We start from the raw sequence: 20841 nt of genomic DNA on the forward strand, positions 1-20841 counted from the left end.
CGGGGACCATCCCCGCTGGCGCGGGGCCGACATCAAGTGGGGGGAGAGTCGGTGCATAGCCTCAGGACCATCCCCGCTGGCGCGGGGCCGACCGGGCGTGGAGGTGGCCGGCGTGATCGCGAAGAGGACCATCCCCGCTGGCGCGGGGCCGACGTTGGTGCTGCGGTAGTAGAAGTCGTCGATGTAGGACCATCCCCGCTGGCGCGGGGCCGACCAAGGTGGTTCCCGAGAATCCGCCGATCGCGGAGGACCATCCCCGCTGGCGCGGGGCCGACACTTGTTGACCTGCTGATCTTCGAGCATAGAGCCACGTTTTCATTCACTTGGATACGACCGGGCATCCAAGGCGCGACCACCACAACCCGCAAAGGATGCCGTACCACCAGATCCGGGCCCTCCGCATCCAACCACGGCACCACAATCGACACACATGGCACCCGCATTGCCGCGATCAAGACCGGCTCCGTGCCAATTCGAATGGCTCACAACACTACCGAATCGAAAAGAGTTGCAGGACAACGACGAGGTGACCGCACCTGCCGACGGGCTGGTGGACCCAAGACTGGATCTCGACTTTGGCCCTCGAAGGAGAATGAGGTAGGAGGCGTAGCTCAGATGTCGGGTCACGATCGTGGCGGCTTCGGCGGCCAAGGCTAGTGGCAAATCGCCGAGCTCCTGCGCCAATTGATCGGCGCCAGTTTCGGGATTCAGCCTCGTGACGTTCCCGAGGTACTCCAGTGATTCTTGGCGGGTGAAACCCTGCTGAGCATCTACGGCAGCGCCGAATCGGGTGAAGGCCCGGTCGGTGCTGGTGATCACGACATGGGTGCCGTGTGTGGGAATCAGGGTCTGCACCAGGTCTGGATTGGTTGCGTTGTCCAGGATCAAGAGACCGTTTGATGTCCGGCCTGATAGGTGGCCGCGTAGGCGATGGGCCATCTCCACCGCATCCGCATTCGGCTCAGCGATCCCCATCCGGATGGCGATCTCCGCGAGGCCAGCATACAGAGTCTCGGCGCTCTCCGCGTTGACCCACCCCACAAGTTCGGCGTCACTGCTGAGGATTTCGCGTGCGTGAGCGGCAGCCAGTTGTGTTTTGCCAGCACCGCGCATCCCGGTGACGACTACGGCGATACGCGATCGTGTGAGCTCTTCGCGTAGTTGCTGAAGCTGTGGCCTCACGATGAAGCAAGGCGGCTCATCGGGGATCTTCCCCACCACCACCCGGGCGGGCAGGACTTCCGCAGTGCCGAGCTGGGTAGGGGTGTTGAGCGCTTCGGCACGGTAGCGGCGCCATCGCTGTTCCAGGGTGCGTAGGTCGTCGATGTTGGTGGTCTGCTGTGCCATCACTCGTACGACCGCCCAGAGTTGGTCCCAGGTTTCGGGAACCTTGCCCTCGTTCAACCAACCGTTCACCGCGGTGCGAGTGATCGGTTTGCGGGTTTCGTTGGGCCAGGGCGTAGCTCGGGACCCGTGACGGATTCGGTGTCCGGTCCGGCGCCTGTGCTCTACCGCTTCCAGTATCTCGTTGGCGGCTTCTGCGATCTGTTGCACCGTGAGCGATCGGGCATTCTCACGAAGCTTGCGCAGCTCCGCCGAATAGCGTTGTCGGACATCCACTGCCGCGCCTCACCGCCCCCTGACACCGTCGAGCATCTGCCGCTGCGTGCCGCTGCCCTCACTGGTCAACCGAGCAAAAAAGGCCCATCTATCAGTGCCTTTGTGCCAGCAAGGGCGACGTCGTGCCGCTGCCTTGGTGACTGTGGCTGGCTTCTGCCGCACGCTCTTTCCCGATTCGCCAACCAGGAAAGAGTCGATCATGAAAACCCCCATGCTGCTGGGCAGTTCGGTCATCGATCAGTTCCCCCTTGCCGCCTTCGTCCTCGTTGCGGCGATGCTTTTCATCAGCATCCTCACCGTCGTCGGTGTGATCTTCGTTGCCATCGCGCATCCCAAACCCGCTCAGCGCCGCTCAGCCCAACGAGTTCTGACGATGATCGTCGATGTCATCAAGGCAATTCTCCAGTAGAACCCGCTGTGACCGCCACCGCCGACACCCGGACCTCCATGGAGGACGATGCTCGCCTACGCGGCACTAGTCGTCATCGTCGTGCTGGTAGTCCGTGTCGGTATGGCTGCAGCCCGCACCTCGCGCGCTATGGGCAATTGGGTTGCCTTCTCTGGGTTCGTTGGCGTCGCCAAGCTGGTCACCTACTGCATATGCAGGATGCTGGAAGGCTTCGAACCCAAGTCGCTCGCATGGACGCCGTGGGCCCAGGTTGATCCATGCCTGCCGACGGTGGTGGCACAGCGGATGTTTCCGTTCTGGACGGTAAGAGCAAATTGGAGCCGAGACATGCGAGTCTGGACGTGGTGCTACTCGACCGCTACGACGCGCTGGGCGACATGTGGATTCAGCCGGAAGCGCAACTCACGATCGCTGTCGCTTTCATCGTCGATGTCATCTCCACGTCACTGCGGATCCGCTACGGCCGAGCGCGCGCCACACCCTCGGCCGGTGGATCCCCCCGCGTCTGGACGAGCGGGCTGCTTGAGGGACTGCGTCGCCTGCGACGGTTCCGGCGGCCCCCTCCCGCGCGGTCCTGCAGCCGATACTCGGCCCTGTACACCGTCACCACGTGAGCCGCCACCACGAGCTCGGCGACACCGCAGAGCTTGATCGACGAATTGCTGGAGTCTGCAGCTGGGAGACGAGGGCTTCGGCATCACGATCACCCGCGGCGGATCGTCGAGGAATATCGCAGACTAGCCACAGAGAACTTGTCATCCAGCCACGCCAAGAACCGGCGCGCCTGAGCGGTGTAGGTACTCACAGTTCTCGGCGAACAGCATCTGCATCAGCCAGATACAGAGCGAACTCCGGATTCAAGACTGGCCGGCACCCTGCCCACATTGGAGTACACCTCCTTCGATGGGTGAACCACAACACTGCCAGCCAGGACCGACAATCTGCCGCGGTCATGGGCGGCGCTCCGGCCGAGCGTGTGGTGCGCGACATCGAGGCCGTCGTCGGTCGGCGTGGCCGCATCACGGCCGAGGCGGGCGGGTGCACCGATGTTGGTGCGAGACATTCCGATCGGGCCATCGGATGCGCGAAAGGCGTGGCGCGCACCAGCAGCAGGCACTTTCCCTCCGGGGGCGCGCCGGTGGCCAGTCCGTAAACACGAATTCGCGCCGTCATACGGCAGCTGATTGCGGCAAGATGGCTTCATGTCAGGATCGAACGGACAGTTGATGATTCGCACTAGCGGCGGTGTCAAAGATCTGTTGGCGCTAGCGGAGTGGTTCCGCCGCGACAATCTTTTGCGGGGACAGGTGCATCTACCACCACCGGGTGGCGTCGCGGGCCAGATGGGTGATGTGTACTCCGTCCTCACCGCGGCGATCGGCGCGGCCGGGTTCGCACCAGCACTGATCGGATCGCTGACAACTTGGCTGACCCAACTGCGTTCGGATATCACCGTGACAGTGGAACGCAATGGGACGAAAGTCGATTTGGATGCCAAACGGGTCAAGTCGGCTGAAGTACTGCGCGAGCTGCGCGAGTTGCTGGAGGAACCGGACGAACCACGATGAGTTCGCCACCATCGCACCCGAACGGCACGCGGGCGGTGCTTATCGGCGTCAGCTCGTACCAGGATCACGCGTTGCCGGATCTTCCTGCTGCAGAGGAAGATCTACGCGGGTTGTCCGCAGCTTTGACCGATGAAGTTCGTGGAGTCTTCTCCCGTGAAGACTGCACCGTCCTACACAATCCGGACGCCCGCTCATTCGGCCAGGTGATCTCGCGCGCCTGCCGTGAACCTGCCGATGTGCTGCTCATCTACTACACCGGCCACGGCCTGCTCGACGATCGTGACAACCTCCATTTCGGGTTGGCTGGTTCCGACCGTGCTCAGATCCCATGGACGGCACTGCCGTTCGAGACGGTGCGCGACGCGTTGGCCAGCAGTTCGGCTGCCGTGAAGATCCTGCTACTGGATTGCAGCTACTCCGGCCTCGCCGCTGATGTCACGGGGTGGGCCACCGCAATGGGCAGCAGGCAGATCGATGCTGGCGTCACGTACATCATGACTTCCACTGACTCCGCTGAAGCTGCCTACATCGATGCAGAACAGCGCTACTCTGCGTTCACCGGTGCCCTCCTCACTGTGGTCGAGAGCGAGAGGGATCGCGATCTGACGCTCGAGGATCTGTACGCCGGTATCAATCGGCTGCTGGTGGCTGGTGGAGCTCCACCGCCGGCATACACGTGGCTAGGCAGGGGTATGGACCCGCGCGCTAGCACCCTGTTTCGTGCATGGAGGCCGCGGGCGGTGCATGGTGCTTCCGCCAGCCGCGCGCAGCGGGAAGCTATGCCGGTCTACCGCAAAGGCGGGTCCCGAGCGGTATTGATCGGGGCTGCCCATTTCGATGATCCGGATCTTGACGATATCCCCGCGGTGGTACAGAACGTCCGGGACCTCGCCGAGGTGGTGACTTCGTCGGCGGGCGGTGGGTTCGATGCCGAGAACTGCACTGTCGTAACCGATCCTGTCGATGACGCGCAGATCCATGAAGCGGTCCAGGAAGCGGCGGCCAGCGCAACTGACGTCCTGCTGGTGTACTACGCGGGTCATGGGCTGCTCGACCGACAGCTGAAGCTGTATTTCACGACGGCCAAGAGCCGGAGTCGCACTCCTCGGCTGCGCTCGTTGGGCTATGACCGACTACGCGAGGAGCTCGAGGACAGTCCGGCCCGAGTGCGGATCTTGATCCTGGACTGCTGCTTCTCGGGTAGCGCGCTGCCTGAGGGCTTCGTGTTCCAGTCCGATGTGGCGAGTGCCGTTCGCGCGCAACTCGATCTGCGTGGAGGCTATGTGCTGACTTCCTCGGACCGGAACGAGCCGTCCGTCGCTCCGGCCGGGCATCGCAATACGGCGTTCACCGCCGCCTTGCTGATCGCCGCGAACTCGCCTGGGCTCACTCTTCAGGAGGTGTATGAGGAGTCCGAAAGGATACTGGTAGCCAACAGCTTTCCGCGGCCGAGAGGGGCAGGAACTGCAGGCAGGGCCAAGATCTTCGGAAAAGGTTCGCAGATCGCGCAGCTTCGAAGGGCGGCCGACTTCGGGGACGTCAAGGCGATGCGGAATCTGTCGATTGAGCTCGAGGCCACCAGCGATCTCGACGGTGCGACGCGATGGTGGCGTCGCGCGACAGGCCTGAGTGGAAGCGCACTCGCGGACCTTATCGGAGACGACTCGGGAAACTACTACCTCCACCTCACCGCTGATGTATCGATGCGGGGCCCGGACTTGATGCGACTGGGCACCCTCCGAGAGAAGCGCGGCGACCTCATTGCGGCTGAGGTCTGGTACAAACGGGCCATCTCTGCCGCTGTACCCGCTGCCGCCGCAAAACTGGCGCTGCTGACCATCGACATGGTGGAGAGGGCGATCACGTCGCCAGATGGTATGGGTCTTGACATACGGGGCAGAAGCACGAGTCGGTCGCCCCGCGAGATCCAGGATCATTTCCAAGAGCAGGCGGAACGCGGGGACCCTCGTGCCATGGTTGCGTTGGCGAACAGCCTAGGGCCGCCACGCTTGTTGGGCTCGCCCTCTGCCGGCGAGCGGTGGACCGAGGCAGAGCAGTGGTACATGCGCGCTGCCCAGGCGGGTAGCACTGTTGCGATGTATCTGCTGGGTGATGAGTATCGGTTCCGGGGCAAACCGGAGTTGGGTCGCGCTTGGCTCGATCGAGCCGCTGAGGCGGGGAGCCCCTTTGCCATGGAAAGCCTCGGCCAGGAATGTGCGGAGATTGGAGATCTGGCGCAAGCCGACCGCTGGATCCGCCGCGCAATGGCCCACGGAGGCCTTCACCTGGGTCTCAAGCTGAGCCTGTGGCGAGATGAGGAATGGATGCGGGCCGCGGCCGCGAGCTGCGACAGCCTTGCAATGTGCAACCTCGGGCTGAAATTGCGAAGACGCGATCAGAGCTTCCCTGAGGAGGCGAAGATGTGGTTCCGGCGGGCCGCGGAGGATGGCAATCCTCTCGGGATCTTGTTTCTCTGCTCGGTGCTCGCCGGCCAGCTTGGCGGAGCGATCGAGTCGTTGGCGCTCGCAGAGGCTGCCGGGCAGACAGTCGAGGAAATCGAAAAGTGGTATCGATTCGCATATGAGCAAGGGGCTATGAACGTGCTCAGGGAACTCGACTTCATACCACTACGGGCAGTGCCTTTTGACTGCATGATCGGCGGTTCGCAGAGTTGGTACGACAAATGCTCGCTGCCACAAGAAGTCTGGGAGCAAAGCCCACCAGCTGAGCTGAGTTGAGTTGCCGTACACGGGGTAGTGGTAGTTAGGTTGCCCTCCCACAGCTGAACATGTATGCAGGCAACGACATTGGGCTGGCCGGTGTCGGTGCGGACCAGTGGGTCAATCCGAGCCGCGCTGTCGGTTGCCAGGGCTACCGTTCTGAGGATGAGCGGGTTTGACGACGCGATTGCGGCCGCGCCCCGCGATGCCGAGATACGCGGCTGGCAGGAATTGACCCGGCAGCAGTTGCAGGCGCGGTCGGTCGATCGGATCAACGAAGTCGTCGTGGAGGCGCCGCAGCGGATGGCGGTGTTCCCCGGATTCCAGCTGGTGCTGATCCGGCCCAAGAAACGGTTCGAACGGGCCAACAGCACCATTTCCGACCTGTTCGGGACGCGGTACGTGGTGATCGACGAGGACGACGACCCGGACCAGCCGCTGTTGCGGAAGCTGAGTGAGGCCCTCGCGAAATGCTACGTGGAACACGAGCGCGGCACTAAATAGCCTGCAGCCCAACGGATGCCCCGGGATGAGCCCTGGGGCATCGTTGTATCCAGCGCCATACAGGTACCGCGGCCGGTCGTGAGGCTCGAGGTCGGCGGTCGGGAGATTCCGGCATTCCGCGTTGTCAGTGCGCGCACCGACTGGCGCCTCCGACTGCGCCACCATCACGCCAACCTTCCACTTGCATACGGCCGCCCAGCAAATCGACCACCCGAGCGGGCATGCCCGCTGCCAGATCCTGGCGAGTTGTCAGTCCCGGTTCGACTCTGGCCACCTGGCATGATTCGAACCGGCGCCACAGGCCATCGACAAGCGCGATGCCCGTGGCTTGACGTCCGACGCCTACAGGATCCTTGCGCTTCGGATCCGGAGAGGCACCGAAAGAATGCAGGACCCATCGAAGTTGATGCGTTCGGGTCCGAGCGAGTCAACGCTTGCGCTGCCCGTCGATGCCGCCCCTGACCTGCCCGGTGAAAGATTCAGTGACACAGGTGAAACGTGTAGTGAAACCTCCAGTGACTAGGTGAAATCTAGAACGACGATTCACACGTGGAGTTCGATCCACCTTCGACCTTGGCCGGCCCTCCCCGAAAGGCCTGGGCATCGCTGACGGGTCGGTCGAGATGGCCGTACCTTCGCCTTCTGGGCAGGGCAAGACCCATGCACTGCCCGGCACGCATACGGCAGCATCGATCAACAGGTCACAACTTGGTAGAGAACGGCGAGACTCCAAAACCGTTCCAGATCCGATCCCGGCAAGCACGCAAGAATCCGCCTCCCTCAACTGGTCACGTTGGTGCCGGCAATTCGCCTCAGCGCCACCACATCACATCCAGGCTTGTTCTCCAAGCTGGTCGGCAAGCCGCTGCGGGGTGAGGCCTTTGGATCTGGCGCCCGACAGTGCGCGTCATAATTTGGAGTCGGGCTTCGTCTCCAGCGCTTGCAGTCTTGCCCACCGCAGTTGTTCGTCCTGCTTGACCGGACTTGGCGCCATCCCCAACTTCTTCTGCGCGGCGATTGCACGTAGATAGTCACGGAGCTGAGGATCGTCGATCTTGTCGATCTGCGCAGTTGCCCACCGGAAGTCGTTGTCTTTGTTAATTTCCTCCCGAACACGATCCGCTTGCTCCGTCACTGCCTTTCGTGCCTTGTGCGCTTGGACGGCAAAGGCTCCACCGCAGGTAGTGACGACCGCACCGGCGCCGCTGGTGATCAATCCCCGGTAGTCGGCTTCGCCTACATGACGTAACGCGAGGACCGCACCGAACAGCACGACGATCGCACCGGCTGCCGTGAAGAGCATGCTCAACAGGAACGTGAAGTTCGACTGGAACAGAGAAGCACGCAGGAAACCAAAGAAGAAGATCTGCCGGGTCGACATCGGCCGCCGCCGAAAGCGCGCGGGCCCATAGGAGTTGAACTGATTGACCGTGACGTTCGAGTTCTCACCGACCTGTACGCCACGATTATCGCCCAATGCCGCTATCTGTCCTCGTGGCCCCTCGAGCACGCGAATGTACCGTGCTGCCCACTCATTCGTAGCCCGCGGTTTGACGATCCCGAGCACGTGAATCAGATGCAGGTAGGTGCTCAGATCGCCGGGGACGTACCCACCGTCGAGATCATCCACGACATGATCCCCGACCGCAGCTACGAGCTGCGGCCGGGTAACACCCACGACGGCCTGACGCCGGGCGAGCGCGAGCGCCAGATCGCGAGCGGAACGCACGTCACTCAACTCGGATGAAGCGTCCGCGGAATCGCTCTCGCGCTGATCGGCCATCTAGGTCTCCACGTGCGGTGTTCGGCTTGAGCTATTCTAGGCACGGACTCTACCTGCTGGCGGCGAATACCCTCTGCATCAGGGGATTTCAAGATCAGCACCACCGCAGAGGAGCCGCCTCGACCGCCATCGGCGACATTGATCCGGAACCACTCTCTCGCCGCTGCGTGCTGAGGAGCCTTTCCTCGTGATGCGCGAGCAACGAGATGCCGCACCGATCCCACGTTGCTGGGCGTCGAGACCGGCTGGACCGACGAGCCACGGAACAGGACGGCGCACAGCCGTCCCGACCACGGGCAATGAACCCCGATGGGCTAATCGAAAGCACACCGCTACAGTCCCGGGTATACCTATTCTTCGGTACGCCGGATCGGGAGGAATCAGGTGGCAACTTCGCTGCAGCCTGGGGAGATATTTGCAGGTTTCAAGGTTGTGAGGCTGCTCGGCTCAGGTGGTTTCGGCGAGGTGTATCTCGCACAGAAGCAACCGAACGGTCTCATTGCGTTGAACCATCCGGAAGGCTCGTACCCGACCACAGTGGCTCTCAAGCTACTCGACCGCAGCGCCACGTCGGATCCGGTCTTGCGCAGACGCTTCGAACGCGAAGCGGAGATCGTTTCAAGGCTCGTGCACCCGAACATCATTACCGTATATGGGCACGGCGAGCACGAGGGCCGACTCTGGATTTCGATGAAGTACATTCACGGCCCCGACCTGGGCAAGGTTCTCCGCTCCGGCGCTATGGATCCCGAGGCTGCAGTCCAAATCGTGAAACAGGTGGCATCAGCGCTCGACTATGCGCGTGACGCGCGACAGATCCTGCACCGCGACGTGAAGCCTGCCAACATCCTTCTTGGCTCAGAGCTTCCAATCGTAGCAATCCTCACCGACTTCGGAATTGCCAAGGACGTCAACGAAAGCACCGCACTGACAGACACTGCGCAATTGATCGGCAGCTTCCAATATTTTCCGCCAGAACGCTTCAACGATGAGGGGCGCATCGACCGCCGCGCAGATGTCTACGCGCTGGGGTGCACCTTCTTCTACATGCTGACCGGTCAGCTTCCGTACCAGTCGACGAACTTGGCACAGTTGGCATTCGATCACTCGCGCGCCCCGATACCGCTGCCGAGCGGCGTAGGCACCAACATCTCGCACCACTTCGACTCGGTCATCACCACCGCACTAGCGAAGGACCGACAATCGCGATTCCGGACGTGCACCGAACTCGCCGAGGCAGCGCAGGAAGCTCTCACGCAGACCCGAGGCGGCAAACGGGTGGAGGATAGACTATTAACGGTGAGGGACGCCATCCTTGCAGCACGGACCGACCACCCATCACCCAAGCTGCTCAGGCAAATTCGCGAGCAATGGAGCGATCTACTCCCCGGAGGGCTCGACAGTGCCGGGCAGAGCCCGCTCACCAAGTCCGATCTGGTCCAGTTGGCCCGTGAGCTCCACATGCAGGAGGCTCGCATGACCAGATTCGAAGCCGGCCAGGCCTTACGGAAGCTGGCCGTCGCGATGGTACGCGTGATGGCGGCCTTCGTCGCATTCGCCATCGCCTGGCTGGTAATCGGCCGGCTGGATATCTTCGAGACAGAAGCTGGCACGCTAAGTCGCGACGCGGTCCTGACACTCGGGGGAATCGCCATCTGGTTGTTGGCATGGTCTGCGATCAGGTCCGCATTCGACTTCGCGAGGGCACGCGAGCTGCAACGTCAGAACTCGGAGGTAACGCCCTTATAAGGACGGATGGCTGTGGCGGACTCCCTTCGTGCTGACCGACTCGGCAGGGATGGAACGCCGCCAAATCCTCGCCACGGCGACCTTCGCCGGATCGCTCCTGATATCGGGCCCCTGCGCCGGCGGTGTCGACGTCGAGCAGGCATGCAAGATGCCGCCTACCGCCCTGCCCGCCGCATGTGGGCTTACAAGCTCGCAGTATCGAAGCCATCAAGGTCGTCCGTCGTCAGCTACTTCGCCAACGAGGGCCTATCGACGTATACGCACGTCACAGACCAGCACGCCACCAACGGCACGAAGGTGATCGTCGCGATCAGACGTGAAGCGTACTACGTGCTCGACGAGATCCTGGGCAACGCCACCGATCTGCCGATCTCCGAGCATGCGGACCGATACGCATGGCGTGACGTTGGTGAATTTCGGCTTGTTCGACCTGCTGGGGTTGCAGCTGTCGCCCCGGATCCGGGACCTGGGCCGTATCGCCCTGTACCGGCCGGGCCCCCGCGCCGACATCGAGTCCCGATTCCCGTGCGTGGGACCGTTGTTCACGCGGAAGGTGAATCTGGGGCTGATCGCCGAGCACTACGATGACCTACTGCGGCTGGCGGGGTCGTTGAAGTTCGGGCACGCCACCGCGTCCCTGCTCGTCGGGAAGCTGTCCGCCTCCGGCCGGCAGAACTCGCTCGCCGCGGCGTTGAAGGAGTACGGAGCACTACGGCGTTCGATCTATGCCGCACGGTATTTGTCCGGCCCGGTCTACCGGCGCCGGATCGCGCGGCAACTGAACAAAGGGGTGTCCTTGCATGCGCTGCGCCGGGACCTGCTCTACGCGCACGAGGGCACGATCCGGGCCAGGTAACTGGACGGGCAGACCGAGCAGGCCTGGTGCCTGACGCTGGCGACGAACGCTGTGATCGCCTGGACCACAGAGTATTACGGGCTGGCAGTCGAGCAGATGCGCCGGGAGGGCCGCCGCATCGACGACGACGTGCTGTCGCACATCAGCCCGGCGCACAGCGAGAACATCAACTTCATCGGCGCCATCGAGGTCGATATCGACGCTGAACTCGCGCAACTCGGTCCGACCGGCTACCGGCCGCTCCGCGTCCGGGACACGCTCTTCTAGCCTTGCCCCACCCGTCGACATCAGGTGCACTGCCCGGCCGATCGGGTTGTGGGACGCCTGTCGGCGCCGAGATCAAATGACTCCAGAGGTGGGTCCAGGTTCGGTCCATCCGGTCGTCGCCTTCGAAAGCACATCCTGGTGAACTGCAACCTCGGACCACCCCGCTGACGCGGGGCCGACTATAGGGGCCAGTCGGACGATGGTGTTTCGCGCGGGACTTTGCTCGCTGGCGCGGGGCTGACCTCGTACTCGCGGCTGTAGTTGGCTGTCCGACGGACCATCCCCGCTGGCGCGGGGGCGTTGAGCCGGTCAGGGATCGGGTGGGCCAGTCGCGGCGGCGGTGTGTGCCGTGATTACGCCGTGCCGACGGCCGCGCCGCGCGCCCCTGGGCCGCCAGGCTGACCCCGACCACAGCCTCGACGAACGTCTTGTCGGTCCTGTAAATGGGCGACCACCTGCCGCGCGGCCCCCGGCAGCGAGTGTCTTTACCGCTGCCGCTGCGACCCGGCGCTGATGGGGACGCAATGTCATCCGCGCCACGAACCTGCGCTCCGCCGCATGCCTCGCTAGTTAAGGTCCTCCCATGTCCAGCGCTCGGCGGGAGCGCCGCTCGCTGGTTCTCGGCCGAAGCCAAACTGCGTTGATCGATCAGAGATTGAATTTAAGAACAGATCGAACATGCCTAGGGCAGGCAGCCGGTCAATGAGCACTTGAGCTTCGTGCGCGCCTGCATCCTGCAGCGCGCTCAGCAGCCTGACCGCCCCCTGCAGATCGTCGACAGCGGCCTCGGCAGCAGCGCGGGTGGCCAAGTGCCGTGTTTGGGCGTCCACACCCGCTTCCCGCAATACGTTGAGCAGCCAAACCACCGCGTCCGGATCATCGACAGCGGCCTCGGCGGCGGCACGGGTCGCCAAGTGTCGCACTTGGGCGTCCGCACCCGCTCTACGCAGCGCGTCCAGCAGCCTGGCCACCGCGTATGGATGGTCGACAGCGGTATTGGTGGCGGCACGGGTGGCCAGGTGCCGGGCTTGAGCGTCCGCACCCGCTTTCCGGAGCTCGTCCATCAACCAAACCACCGCGTCCGGATCGTCGACAGCGGTATTGGTGGCGGCACGGATGGCCAGATGCCGGGCTTGAGCGTCCGCACCCACTGCCCGCAGCGCGGCAAGCAACGAAACCACCGGCCACGGATGGTCGACCGCGACGTCGGCCGCGCGGGCGGTGATGTGGGCGGCGAGGCGTGTGGCCAGTTTCTGAGTTTGGGCGTCCGCACCCGCTTTTCGCAGCGCGTCCAGCAGCGAGACCACCTCTGGATCGTCGACAGCGGCTTCGGCGGCGGCGCGGGTGGCCAGGTGCCGGGCTTGGACGTCCGCACCCGCTCTGCGCAGAGTTTCCAGTAACCAGATCACCTCACGTGGATCGTCGAGCGCCGTTTCAATGGCAGCGAGGGTGGCCAGTTGTTGGACTTGGGCTTTCGCACCAGCTTCCTGGAGTGCCATAAGCATCCAGACCACCGCTCCCGGACGTATGATCACGCGGGCGGCCAGGTGCTGGGCCTGGGCGTCCGTACCCGCTTTCGACAGCGCATACAGCAGCTTGGCCACCGCACCCGGATCGTCGACAGCGGTGTCGGTGGCGGCGCGGATAGCCAGGTGCTGAGCTTGTTCGTCCATACCAGAGTCCCTCAGCGCCTCGAACAGTCGCACCACTGCGTCCGGATCGTCGACAGCGGCCTCGGAGGCGGCGCGGATAGCCAGGTGCCGGGCCTGGTTGTCCGCACCCGCTTTCACCAGTGCATACAGCAGCTTGGCCACCGCACCCGGACGGTTGAGAGCAGTGTCGCTAGCGGCTCGGGTGGACAGGTGCTGGGCCTGGTTGTCCGCACCCGCTTTCACCAGTGCATACAGCAGCTTGGCCACCGCACCCGGACGGTTGAGAGCAGTGTCGCTAGCGGCCCGTGTGGACAGGTGCCGGGCCTGGACGTCCGCACCCACGGCCCGCAGGGCCTTGAACAGCCGGACCACTGCGTACGGATCGTCGACAGCGGCCTCGGTGGCAGCACGGATAGCCAGGTTCCGGGCCTGGTCGTCTGCACCCACAGCCCGCAGCGTGTCCAGCAGCCTGTCCACGCGAGGATTGTCGACAGCGGTGTCGGTGGCGGCGCGGATAGCCAGGTTCCGGGCCTGGTCGTCCGCACCCACAGCCCGCAGCGTGTCCAGCAGCTTGGCTACCACGCCTGGATTATCGACAGCGGCCTCGGCGGCAGCGCGGATAGCCAGGTTCCGGGCCGGGTCGTCCGCACCCACAGCCCGCAGTTCCTCCAGCAACCAGACCACACGCTCCGGATCGTCGACGGCGGCCCTGGGGGCGGCGCGGGCGGCAAGGTGCTGTGCTTGGTCTTCCGCACCCACTGCCCGCAGCTTCTCCAGCAGCCGGACCACAGCGTCCGGATCGTCAACTGTGGCGCGGGCGGCGACCCAGGCAGCCGGGCGCGAGTCGTGAGGGAACAACGTGCCGAGACAGTCGATCAGGTATTGCGCGGCAGCGGGATGGCCGTGATCGCTCGCGTTCTTCCATAACTGCGCGGCACAGCGGTAGAGTCCGCGGTTCCAGGCGGCCTTGGCGAGGGCGTGCTGATCGTCGGCGGCGGCGTATATGGCTGCAGCATCCCAGAACTCGACTGGTGGGATGATGCCTGCACGTTGGCGGCGGCCATACTGATCGAGATAGTCGGCGAGCTGATACACCGGCACCCCCGGCCCTGACTGGCCTCGCCGGTCGGCGGTGTGCCCAATGCGGCGGCCGCGAATGGGACTAATCGGTCCGCGAGCACCTTTGCACGGCTGGCTGGTTTCGGCCAGGACGAGTTCGAACCAGTTCTCCGCCAAACTATCCCAGAAGTCCTCGCTCATGTACGCGGCTGCAGCATCGTGCAACAGCGCATGGGGCAAGACATTGCGGTGGCCCAGGCGCACAGCATCGATTGCAGCTGTGATGGCCACCCGCGCCGCCTCGGTCACTTGGTGCTCGTAACGGTCGATCAGCTCGGGTCCACCAGCCAGATATTGGGTGATCTGGCCGGAACGGGTGGCCCGAGCAAACGCCTGTGCCAGCCGCGGATCCTGCTCGGCGGCGCGGCGCATGGCTTCTAGATCGACGCCGCTGAACACGGGTGGCACCGTGATGACCGCGCCATCGAGCAATCTACGGGTCGCTGTGCCGGGGTCACCGCACAACGCGTTGTAGTGCTCGTGCCACATGGTGCCCAAGATCAGCACCGGGGCGCGGCGGGAGTCGGTGAGCAGACCCAGTAGAGCGTTGGCCGAGCGTTCCTGCTCGGCTGCGGTCTGTCCTTGGAAGTAGCGTTGGGTTTCGTTGAGCCACACCACCGTTCTCGGGCCGACCCGCCGCAGACCTTCACTCAGTTCCTCCTGCCGTGAGGGAGACCGCGGATGCCACACCCTCCATCCGGCCCGCTCGCGTAGCGGTATCAGAGCCTCCCAGAGAGCGCGAGTTTTGCCAGTTGACGATCCAGCCAGCAACACCGCCATCGCACTGGCACCCTCAGCGGCACTGCGCACAATCCTCGCGAGATGCTCGTCGTGGGCTCGATGCACATACGGCGGCAACGGTGGTAAGCCCCTCACCGGACCCTCGCTGATGGGGCGGTGTACTTCCATCTCGAACGGGTCGGTGACCTCAGCCAGCAGCCGCCCTTGCCGGGTCAGGGTGTCGTTCTGTGCACGCGTATGCGCCGCACGCCACATCGTGGTGTCCGTGACACCACAGGCCTTCAGAAGTAAGGCCAAGTTTGTCCACCGCGGGAACGTCTTCCCGCTCACCCAATCATGGATCGTGTTCGGCGCGACATCCTTCGCCCGATTCGACAACGATTGATAGCTCACGCCGCAGTCCCTGACGAGCTTTCCCACGGCAGCATGCAGTTCGGGGCGGGTGTGAATACCGGCGGGATCCACCATGCCGTGCCTATCTGCCCAAGAGCGGTGGTCGTTTTCATTCGGAGGATAAGCCTGCCCGCCTGCCCTAACAGGCGGTTAGCGCGAGTTCACCCCACCGGATGCCACCGGAGGCACCCCTCCACGACGGTAGACCCATGACCGGAACCGAACTCCTCGCGTTCATCGCCTTCACTGTCCTCGTGCTCCAGAACGCGGCCCGCGTCCCGGCCGCGTTCGCTGAACTACTCACCGCCTCCCAGCTCGTCGTGTACGCCGCCCGCTCGCTGATTGCAGCCATCAAGGACACTCCGGATCCCTTCCCCGACAAAGAGACCCACGATGACACCAACCCGCCGTCCAGCCTCACCCCCTGATCGAGAAGGCCGACCACACGTTCCCCCGGGCTCCCTTCGACCAGCCGCAGCCTTGCGGCTGGTGCCGGATCGTTTCCTGCACCCCGTCCAACGGGTTACCCAGCGAGGTGGCCGCCACAGCTTGAGCTCACCGAAGATGCCACAGAGTTCGAACGCACCCGCAAGCGCGAGTCCCAGGAACGGCAGCGGGAGGATCCAGTTGCTGACGTTGGCGGCCACCACCGCAGCCCACAGGGCGCTGCAACGGTGGCCGCCGAAATCCTGTGTCCCGACGTCATCTCCGCATCCTGATACGCCAACCGTGCCTGCACCGCGGATTCGAATGGCGCTGATCGACCTGCTGGACGGATGCTCGACCTGTATCCGCCAGGGCCACCACAGGATTGACAGGCAGGTACGGAGATCGGTTTTCGACTCCGGAATCAACCAGTCTAAACGCACTGGTGTCGCGGTAGCCGCCTGATTCGGCAAAAAGGGTTGCGTCAGTTTGATTCTGCAACGGCCGTTGTCGCTGGTGTTCGCAACTGAGACTACTGGTTTTCCGGGCGGCGGACTGTGAGGATAGAGGTCCCTATTTTGGCGGGAGGGGTTGTCGTGGTGTCAGGACGGACGCTGTCGAGGGTGGTGGCGCCTACGGCGGTGACTGCGGTGATGACAACGGGGTTGGCGGTGGCGGTGAACTACGCAACCGGCGGGGATCACTCGATGTGGACGTGGACTGCCGTCGGGGTGCTGACCGTAGGTGCGTTTGCGGCATCGATGTGGCTACAGCATGTCCAGGCCACACCTTCTCCGGAGCCTGCCGTCGGAATGGTTCTTCGCAACGTCAAGAGTGGAGGAGGGCTGCGGGTCAAGGGAATTCGAGCGTCAGGTACCGGTGTGCGAGCGCACAAGGTACGTTCCCGCGGCGACATGTCTTTCGAGGACATCGACGCCGGCCACGATGGTATTCCACCGTCATGAGCGACGATCGTCGGGCCGCGCCGATCTACGACTTCGACCGAGTGAAGGCCGGGCGCGATCTGTCGGTCTCCCACACCGTCAATCGTTTCGACGTCGGCGTGGTGTCGAATGGGGCACTTCTCTCAGGGCGGTCACTGTACGTGTCACAGGTGCGTGAGTTCCTCGCCCCGGTCGACGGGCTACTCGGCAGAGAAACCGAACTCGACGATGTGGCCGGGTTCTGCCGCGGTGATCAGCCGTACATGTGGATACGGGCCAAGCCGTGGGCAGGCAAATCAGCATTGCTGTCGTGGTTCACGCTGTTTCCGCCTTCGGACGTGGCGGTGATCGGGTTCTTCATCACCGACCGGCTCGCCGATCAGAACGACCACACCGCGTTCACCGCTGCGGTCCTGGACCAACTCGCAGTGCTGTTACCGGACAAACGGACCTTGATTGCGACGGCGACGATCAATCGCGACGGGCTGCGCAACGAACTGCTCACCCTCGCCGCGCGGCGCGAAGCCGACGCTGGGCGCCGACTTGTACTGGTGGTCGACGGACTGGACGAGGACACCGGCACGCCGCCGATCGTGACGCTGCTTCCAGCGCGGCCTGACCCGAATCTGCGGGTCATCGTCGCCAGCCGGCACGGCCCGACTCTGCCCATCGCGCAACGTCATCCGTTGGCCAGAACCGAGCCCTACCGGCTGAGGTCTTCACCGTTCGCCGCTGACATCCAGCGACTCGCTCTTGCCGAGCTCGGCGCCCTGTTGCGTGGGGCCGAAGAACACCGTGATCTGCTCGCGCTGATTACCGCTGCCAATGGATTAACCGCCTCCGAACTCACCGATCTCACCGGTTTGGCGCCGTTCCAGATCCTGCACCTGTTGCATGCGGTAGCCGGCCGCAGCTTGCGCACCCGCTCGCTGGCCGCGCTCGCCCACGCCCGTGTCAAGGTTCTGGTTTTCGCGCTCGCTCACGAGACCTTGCAGCGCACAGCCGAAGAGCAACTCGGTGATGCCTACATCCAGCAGTGCCTGGGCAAGTTGCATACGTGGGCTGACCGTTACCGTGAGCTTGGCTGGCCTGTTGATACTCCGGACTTCCTGTTGCGTCGCTACTTCCCCGTCTTGGAAAAATACGACGACCTGCCACGAATGATCGCCTTGGCTCTTGACGCCGCCCGCCACGACCGGATGCGTGAACATACTGGAAGTGATGTGACCGCGTTGGCTGAGATACGCTCTGTCCAAAGGCGTATCTGTGACCAGCCTGACCCTGATCTGCTCAGTACCGCACGCCTGGCTCGTCATCGCGACAACCTCCACAATCGCAATGACAACATCCCCAGCCAACTGTTGACCGTGCTGGCGATACTCGGCCAATACGAGCGCGCTGAAGCTATTGCCCGTTCATTCTCCGGTTTACGCGAACAAGCCACTGCGCTCATCAAGATCGCAGAAGTGGTGGCGGCTACTGATCCTGACCGCGCTGCGCGACTCATTGGTGATGCCGAATCCATTGCTCGCGCCATCCCCGAACCCACTTGGCGTGACTTCATGCTCGCAATGGTTGCAGTGGTAGCGGCGGCCATCGACGTCGACTGCGCCGAAGCTGTCGTCTGCACGATTGCCGACACGGCATATAGGGCTCAAGCATGCGCCGCGGTCGCTGGGGCAGTATCGGTTGTTGATCCCGACCGCGCCGAGGCCATCGGTAGGGCCATCTCCCGACCGGAGGAAAAGGTCGTGGCATTGGTCCAGATCGCGAAAGCGGTGTCGGCTACTGATCCTGACCGCGCTGCGCAACTCATCGGTGATGCCGAATCCATTGCCCGCACCGTCCCCGATTTGCATGAGCAAGCGAGGGCGCTCACCGCGGTCATCGCGACCGTGGCCGCCTCAGATCCCGACCGTGCCGAGATCCTTGCGAGTGTGGCCGCCGATCCAGGCTCGCGAGAAGGCCAGCTTGTCACCCTCGTCGGCGCGTTGGCTGCTGCTGATCCCTACCGCGCTGAAACGCTCGCACACACTATTACCGACACGGGCAAGCAAGCCATCGCGCTCGCAAAAATCTCAGCGGCAGTGGCTGCTACTGACCCCAGCCGTGCCAGTCAGCTCACCGCCCGTGTTGAGACCCTCGCGCGGTCACACCAATCGATCGCGGCGACCGTCATCCCCGAGCTGGCGGCCAGTGATCCTGCCCGCGCGGAAACCCTCGCCTACACACTCACCGACACATACCAGCGAGATATTGCACTCGCTAAGACCAGCGCGTCGGTGGCTTTAACTGATCCCCACCATGCCGCGGTGCTTGCCCGCGCCGTCTCGCGGGCGTCTGAGCGAGTGGCCGCACTTGCCGATGTCGCGGCAGTAGTGGCAACTACTGATCCTGACCATGCCCGTCAGATCGCCGACCAGGCCGAGACCCTCGCCTACACCTTGGCCAACACCCACAACCAGGAAATCTCACTCCCTGTCATCGTTAAGGCGGTCGCGCCTTTAGATCCTGACAATGCCAAAGCCCTCGCCGACATCATCACCGGCTCATTCCAACGGGCCGACGCGCTTGCCGCGCTCGCGGCACCAGTTGCCGCAGTCGATGCCACCCGTGCCGAAGCCCTCGCCCGTGAAATCTCCGAACCGAGTCGACAGGTCAGAGCACTCATCGGAATCGCGCAGGTGGTGATGGCTACCGATCCCGCCTGTGCCGATCGGCTCGCCGACCTCGCCGAGAAGATTGCTCGCCTCATTTCCAGCACAGACGAGCTGGACGGCATACGTGCCGCTCTCGCTGCAGCGAGAGCCGCGACTGATCCCGACCGCGCAGAGGACAGCATTCGCACCGTCACAGACTCTCATCAGCAGGCTGAGGCTCTTATCAGTATCGCGAAGGTGGTGTCGGCAGCTGATCCCGAGCGCGCTGCGCGACTTATTGACCGTGCCGAGACAGTCGCCCGCACCATCGCCTTCCCGGATACTCGGGCCGAAATGCTTGGTCATATCGCGGAGGTGGCGGCCGTCGCCACCCCCGACCGCGCAGAGGCCATCACACGCACGATCACAGACCCATATTGGCAGGCCAAGGTCCTTGTCAGCATTGCGCAAGTGGTGTCGGAGGCTGATCCCGAGCGCGCTGCGCGGCTCATCGACCGTGCCGAGACAGTCGCCCGCACAATCAACGACCCATTCTTTGAGCCCAGTACAGCACTGGTAAGAATTGCTACCGCGGTGGCAGCCAAGGAACCTCGTCGTGCCGAGGCCATCGCCCGCAACATCATCCACCCGGGCTCTCAGGCCGAAGCATCCCTCCGTGTCGCTGCGGCAGTTGCGGACGAGGATCCTGAGCGCGCTTCGCAACTCACCGACCATGCAGAGACGATTGCGGGCACTATCCCCCAACCGGATATGCGAGCCAAGTCGTTCACGGAACTCGCGCAAGCCGCCACCAGCGGTAAGACGAGAAAACGCTTTCTCGCACTCGCGTGGTCGGTCGCCAGTTGGGATACCCCGATTCAGGCGCTACCTGCAGTCGACGAGGTAGTCCTGCACTCCCTCGTCTCTGATCTGATCAATGAGCACAGAGGTGTGCTTGCACCCGCCCAAGAGAGCGGGTCACTTCCTGGAAGACGGTGATCCTGCCTGTTTCCGGCAGCCTCCTCCGAGGCGCTGAATGTCCTACGTTCAAGGAATCTGCGACCCCTTCGTCCCGAACCACCAAACGGTCCGTTTCGTCGGTGACCTTTGAGATTCGGTTGCTACCAGGGGATTGCGTCGTTGGCGATGTTGGCCGATAGGGATGGTGCGGGCTGCTTCTGCCGTGTGGACTGTGGCCGCGCCGCTCCGCGCTGAATGCGGCATGTCCGGATCGTCCAGTGGCACAGGCCCGCCAGGCGGGACCAAGCCTGCGGCGAGCGCGGCGCCATCTGGCCAGTGAACCTTCCTCAAGTGCCCGTCCTACACCAGAGTGCAAGAATGAGCGATGGTTAACGGGGACTCCGCCCCGCGCAGCGCCGGCACAACGACCGAGAAGGACGCGTGACCATCACCGCAGACCACCTTGGGAGCAAGGCTGAACACAGCTGGTC

Annotated in this window: 11 protein-coding genes, 1 pseudogene and 1 CRISPR repeat array (1 of these 13 only partly in view); of the genes and pseudogenes, 9 read left to right on the forward strand and 3 right to left on the reverse strand. The window is 63.6% G+C overall.

Going from position 1 to position 20841, the window contains the following annotated elements:
- Positions 1–275: a CRISPR direct-repeat array (repeat unit 28 nt; unit sequence GGACCATCCCCGCTGGCGCGGGGCCGAC) (it extends 180 nt beyond the left edge of the window).
- A gap of 40 nt (positions 276–315) precedes the next feature.
- Complete coding sequence (locus tag ABZ382_RS29220) at positions 316–1404, reverse strand: hypothetical protein (protein ID WP_357095402.1); 1089 nt, start codon at positions 1402–1404, stop codon at positions 316–318.
- Between the two features lie 415 nt (positions 1405–1819).
- Between ABZ382_RS29220 and ABZ382_RS29225 the strand changes: the two genes are divergently transcribed.
- The 5 genes from ABZ382_RS29225 to ABZ382_RS29245 all read left to right on the forward strand — a co-directional run bounded on the left by ABZ382_RS29225 (position 1820) and on the right by ABZ382_RS29245 (position 6821).
- The gene (locus tag ABZ382_RS29225) at positions 1820–2029 is read left to right on the forward strand and encodes a hypothetical protein (protein WP_357095405.1); all 210 of its coding nucleotides are present in this window, start codon (positions 1820–1822) and stop codon (positions 2027–2029) included.
- 257 nt (positions 2030–2286) lie between these two features.
- The gene (locus ABZ382_RS29230) at positions 2287–2643 is read left to right on the forward strand and encodes a hypothetical protein (RefSeq protein ID WP_357095407.1); all 357 of its coding nucleotides are present in this window, start codon (positions 2287–2289) and stop codon (positions 2641–2643) included.
- Between the two features lie 588 nt (positions 2644–3231).
- Entirely contained in the window at positions 3232–3597 is a 366-nt protein-coding gene (locus ABZ382_RS29235; protein WP_357095410.1) for a hypothetical protein, read from the forward strand.
- Positions 3594–6335, forward strand: a complete 2742-nt coding sequence (locus ABZ382_RS29240) for a caspase family protein (RefSeq protein ID WP_357095412.1) — start codon at positions 3594–3596, stop codon at positions 6333–6335. Before ABZ382_RS29235 ends, ABZ382_RS29240 begins: the two co-directional genes overlap by 4 nt.
- A 147-nt stretch (positions 6336–6482) precedes the next feature.
- Positions 6483–6821, forward strand: a complete 339-nt coding sequence (locus ABZ382_RS29245) for a hypothetical protein (protein ID WP_357095415.1) — start codon at positions 6483–6485, stop codon at positions 6819–6821.
- 907 nt (positions 6822–7728) lie between these two features.
- Here the strand turns inward: ABZ382_RS29245 and ABZ382_RS29250 are convergent.
- Positions 7729–8604 carry a hypothetical protein gene (locus tag ABZ382_RS29250; RefSeq protein WP_357095418.1) on the reverse strand — a complete coding sequence of 292 codons (876 nt, stop codon included), beginning with the start codon at positions 8602–8604 and terminating at the stop codon, positions 7729–7731.
- A gap of 384 nt (positions 8605–8988) precedes the next feature.
- Here ABZ382_RS29250 and ABZ382_RS29255 point away from each other — a divergent pair, with 384 nt between their 5' ends.
- Complete coding sequence (locus ABZ382_RS29255; protein ID WP_357095420.1) at positions 8989–10353, forward strand: serine/threonine-protein kinase; 1365 nt, start codon at positions 8989–8991, stop codon at positions 10351–10353.
- A gap of 228 nt (positions 10354–10581) precedes the next feature.
- Positions 10582–11476 (forward strand): annotated as a pseudogene (locus tag ABZ382_RS29260) (Tn3 family transposase); the annotation flags it as partial.
- Between the two features lie 566 nt (positions 11477–12042).
- On the opposite strand, the gene ABZ382_RS29265 reads toward ABZ382_RS29260, so the two are convergent.
- Positions 12043–15456, reverse strand: coding sequence for a hypothetical protein (locus tag ABZ382_RS29265; protein WP_357095423.1), 3414 nt, complete (start codon positions 15454–15456; stop codon positions 12043–12045).
- A 134-nt stretch (positions 15457–15590) separates the two neighbouring features.
- Between ABZ382_RS29265 and ABZ382_RS29270 the strand changes: the two genes are divergently transcribed.
- Positions 15591–15809 (forward strand): hypothetical protein, encoded by a 219-nt coding sequence (locus ABZ382_RS29270; RefSeq protein WP_357095425.1) that lies wholly within the window; start codon positions 15591–15593, stop codon positions 15807–15809.
- A gap of 959 nt (positions 15810–16768) precedes the next feature.
- Complete coding sequence (locus tag ABZ382_RS29275; protein ID WP_357095428.1) at positions 16769–20389, forward strand: hypothetical protein; 3621 nt, start codon at positions 16769–16771, stop codon at positions 20387–20389.
- Positions 20390–20841 lie beyond the last annotated feature (452 nt).

The sequence above is a fragment of the Nocardia sp. NPDC005825 genome (assembly GCF_040630175.1).
Taxonomy (GTDB): domain Bacteria; phylum Actinomycetota; class Actinomycetes; order Mycobacteriales; family Mycobacteriaceae; genus Nocardia.